Origin of the sequence: Methanobrevibacter sp. (assembly GCF_045541095.1) — an archaeon.
Classification (GTDB): Archaea; Methanobacteriota; Methanobacteria; order Methanobacteriales; family Methanobacteriaceae; genus Methanocatella.
On the sequence record NZ_JAZQIJ010000253.1, the window covers coordinates 1 to 4,229 of the forward strand.

Below are 4,229 nucleotides of genomic sequence, written 5' to 3' on the forward strand. Positions count from 1 at the left end.
TTTGTATTTTTCTGAAAAAGAAATCGAAAATTTTTTCAATAATTGTATGCTGATCAATTCCTGATGTACTATGTTTTTAGAGAAACGACGGAAGTCAGGATTCATAATCGATGCCGGCTTTTGATAAGACGATACGTTACACGGCGACGATTCTATGTTACTGTACAGGGGCTCGCCAAATCAGTGACGCAACTCAGGCGCCAGTCACCAGTGCGGGCTGTTGATTTGGCGGAAATCATGAATGTTAACGCTCGTTCCGTAAACTGTAACGACTCAGATAAACACCTGCCGCAAACATTTCGAGATTTTGTAGTATTATTAATGAAACTGTATTACTACAAAAAAAAAATCGGGATGACATCAGAAAATACCCAAATGATAAATGAGACTTGGGTCGGAATCTCATTTGAACGATTTCAATTTGTGATATAAAGTTTTTATCATATGAAGCGGCTGAACAATGATCTGTCCGATTTTCCATGATGATGAGGAGTAAACCGCTATAATTTCAGAGGTAAGAGTTTGTATCCGGGTCTCCTTTTCACGTTTTTCATCTTTCAATGTATTAATTTCAGAGGTAAGAGTTTGTATCCGGGTTTCCTTTTCACGAATCATCCGTTCTTTTCGATCAAATTCCTTTAATAAGGAATACTTTTTAATGATAAGGTCTTCTTTATCACGCGTTTCGTCTTTCAATGTATCCCAAACATCCTTATTCGCAGATATCTCTCGGGATATAGCGTTTGGAATACCTAGTTCCGCGAAGCTTTTCTCGGGAAGGCTCGTTTTATCATTCGGCAGCTTTAAAATCTTCCCGTAATAAATATCTAATAACGGTTCATTCCAATGAATAAAACCGGATTCCGGAGCAAAAGACATCCCGGTGAAAGAAATCTGATCATTTTCTATCTGAAAAGAAACGGAAACGAAAGGAAAATCACATGCTGTTTTTTCCGCAAGTTTTATCATTTCACCATATTGTTTCGGTATTGCAACAGGAAATCCGGCTGAACCCGGGTCAGATGAAGCAACGACTTGCTGTTTCAGGTCAAATATTTGATAATAACAATCTTCAGTCCCTTTATTATAACGAATCTGGGTTAATTTATGGATCCCATTGAAACAGAAAAAACTGAATTCCGGTACATCCGGTGATAGAAATGTTTCAATGAAAAGTTTCGGATGAATATCGGTTACCATTAACTCCATGTTTTTTACCGCTGTACGCCCTTTTTTCATCCAACGGTTCAGTATTTCTTTATATTGCTGCTGAGTAAAATTATTCTTGTCCCGAACCGAAAGAATATTATCACTTGAAAAATTGATACCTAAAGTGAATGATTCCGGGATTTCTGAAAAATCAATTTCATCATCCAAATCAAAGGTCCGGTAAATTGGAGTGAGATACGCATCACCAATTCTGTTCTTGACCCAATCCCGTACAAATAATTGATCAGAAAGCCTTTTGACATCTGGAGTTTCATAATATAGTTTCAGCCATTGAATTTTCTGATTGAATGTTTCCGGCTTTTCGAGATTGAGGGTTTCTCCCGTTTTTTCATAAAATACTCTTTTCAAATATCCCGGATATCTATCCGGTGGAAGCAGCCATATAAAATCATAAGTGATTTTGGAATTGCAATAATATTCGTCATCCGGTGACTGTATGATACGAAGAATTTCTTCAGTTTCTGACAGAGAGAATAAAGTTTGATATGGTATTTCGTATAAGTTTATATTCTGAAAAATACCTGAAATTTGTTGATAAGAAGAAAGCTTTTCGTCTTCCTCAAAATAATCACGATTTTTCTTCCACTCGCGATACAGATAATATAAGCTCAGTGCCGTAAAACGTTTTTCAAGAGTTGGACTTTTTTTCAATTCTGAGCGAATGAAATGAAATTCTTCAAAAATCGCATTTCCGTTTAGGTATTTTTGAGAATCATAGGTACAACTTAAATAAGGTTCATTCAAAAAGAGCGCTCGATGTCCTTTGCATAAAGTTTGAAACCAAAAACCGATTTCCGGATATTTGCATAATTCAGATTCATTGAAATAAATGTTGTTAGCTCGCAGAAATTCAAGATTATACAATCCCGCACCGGGTTCATTCCCGGTTTCGAATGAGAATCCGTTCTCATTCGGGTCAATGACCTGGTTATATGGAAGATCTTCGGTCCGAATGATTCTCCGATAAACCAACTGGTCTTTATCTTCAGATTCGGATTTTTTCGAAACGAAATAATCCGTTTTTATAAAATCAAGCTGTTTTTCTTCAGCTGTTTTTACCAATTTGGTAAACATATTGGGAAGAATGTAATTTTTTGTGCTGATGATCGCCACATATTTTCCACCTGAATGGTTAAGTGTAGAATTGATCATTCCTGCATAAGTGCTGACATCAGACATTATGATCTTTATACGCTCATCTGTTTTGGAATATGCTTCCAATATTTGCAAATGCATATGATCCGTTTCGGAGACGATACAATTAATTTCTAAATCGGAATAATCCTGACTGAGAACACTATCGAGGCATTTTCGTATATCGGATTTATCAGATAAAATTGGGATTATTACACTTATTATCGAGGTGTGGTTTATAGCTTCCATGCTTGATAGCACTGCATTATTTCTTTGGCCTTCCCATTTTTCCAAATGCAGCGGTTGAGAAGCATAAGGAGATTTGATGTAATAGCTTTTATATAATTCAGACAAATAGCCTATATCGTATTTCCACGGCTTTTGTGTGTCTCCAAAGTGCAGAATTGTGGCTTTCCGGTATCTTTCTTCCGGATCATATGGAAAATCTTCATGATAAAAATCACGTAGAAAATCAACACTTTCCCATTCGAAAAAACAGGTCAATAAATTATAATATGGGGATATATATTTTACATCTCCCTTAAAGATAACATTAAACGCATCCTGATCGGTGAAGCGGTTCAATCCATATCTTCTGTAATCAAACAACTGAAATGGAATGTTATCCTTTCTCATTCTATCAAGATTTAAAAGCATTACTCCGGAATTGAAGTAAGCATTTTCCCGGAAATTAAGCCATTTTAGATGGTATTCTTTCCCATTGACAGACATGATATCATCTACAACTGCCGCATAACAATCTGAAATGTCTATGTCAAAAAGTGGTTTTAGATCTTTTTGAATTATTATGTCTGAATCCAGATATAGAATTTTTGGTAAATGTTGGAAAATTTCGGGTAAATAAAATTTCATCATTGCGGCAGGACGTACTCTTCCCCTCACTTGTTTCATTTTCAGAAGTGAATCCGGAAGAGTCTCTTCTCGCAATATAATCTCAAAACCTTCTTCACTGAGAGATAGTAGCTTTTGTTTTGATTCTTCAGACAAATCTGTTGTAATGACAAAAATTGAATAATTACTGAATTTGTCACGATTAATTTTTAATGAAGTGATAGTTACAGTTGTCGGCATTAAATAATGCTCGTCTGTAATAAAAACAATATTAATTACATCTTTATTCAAAGTCATTCACAGGTCTCCGCTATAGTTTTCGATTAACCGTTCAATCCTTAGCCCTATCTGCCTATTTGTTTTTTCAACATATCGATTTCGATCTTGGTCAGTTGCAGGTGTCAGCTATATTCTGTTAGAATATATAGTCTATATCTGCATGTACAAATAATTCACTTTTATTGAGATTTTATCATATATTAAATTAGATACAGTGCATAAAACATTGGAGAGATTATCCCGAAACAGTCACCCGGTGCGAGTGGGCAAGGGGGCGAGACCTGATGCCGGTAGTCCGTACGCCAAAAAATTGTAATATGAGATGTTATTGGATCCTTTTAGCACATCTTTAAAATATGCATAAAAATCTCTGTACTGTATATTAGCATCCAATGCCGATAAAGTATTTGGTCCGAAGGGAGCATAATGATTGATTATAAACAGTATAAGAAGAATCAAAGCTGTGATCAAAAAAACGAAAAAACATTCAAACATCAATTTGAGGTTATGATTCTTATTTTTCATTGGATGAATTATTTCTCATATAATAACTGTTCTGAGTCAGCCGAACAGGTTGCGATGACTCTTCTGAACAGTTACCAAATTTTTTTATATTTTTGGTATAAAAGATTCCAAAAACATAATTAGGATAGTATTTGTTCAGGGCTCAAAATACAAAGGACAGTTTATGTTGAAGTCAAGCACTACAGCAAACTATCTTCCTTCCTGCCCCC

General features: G+C 35.4%; 2 protein-coding genes. Both read right to left on the bottom strand.

Going from position 1 to position 4,229, the window contains the following annotated elements; all coding sequences use genetic code 11:
• Window positions 1-402: 402 nt before the first annotated feature.
• Window positions 403-3,513 (bottom strand): glycosyltransferase, encoded by a 3,111-nt coding sequence (locus ACKI2P_RS10920; RefSeq protein ID WP_407377530.1) that lies wholly within the window; start codon window positions 3,511-3,513, stop codon window positions 403-405.
• A gap of 231 nt (window positions 3,514-3,744) precedes the next feature.
• Window positions 3,745-4,020, bottom strand: coding sequence for a YfhO family protein (locus ACKI2P_RS10925; protein WP_407377532.1), 276 nt, complete (start codon window positions 4,018-4,020; stop codon window positions 3,745-3,747).
• Between the last annotated feature and the right edge of the window lie 209 nt (window positions 4,021-4,229).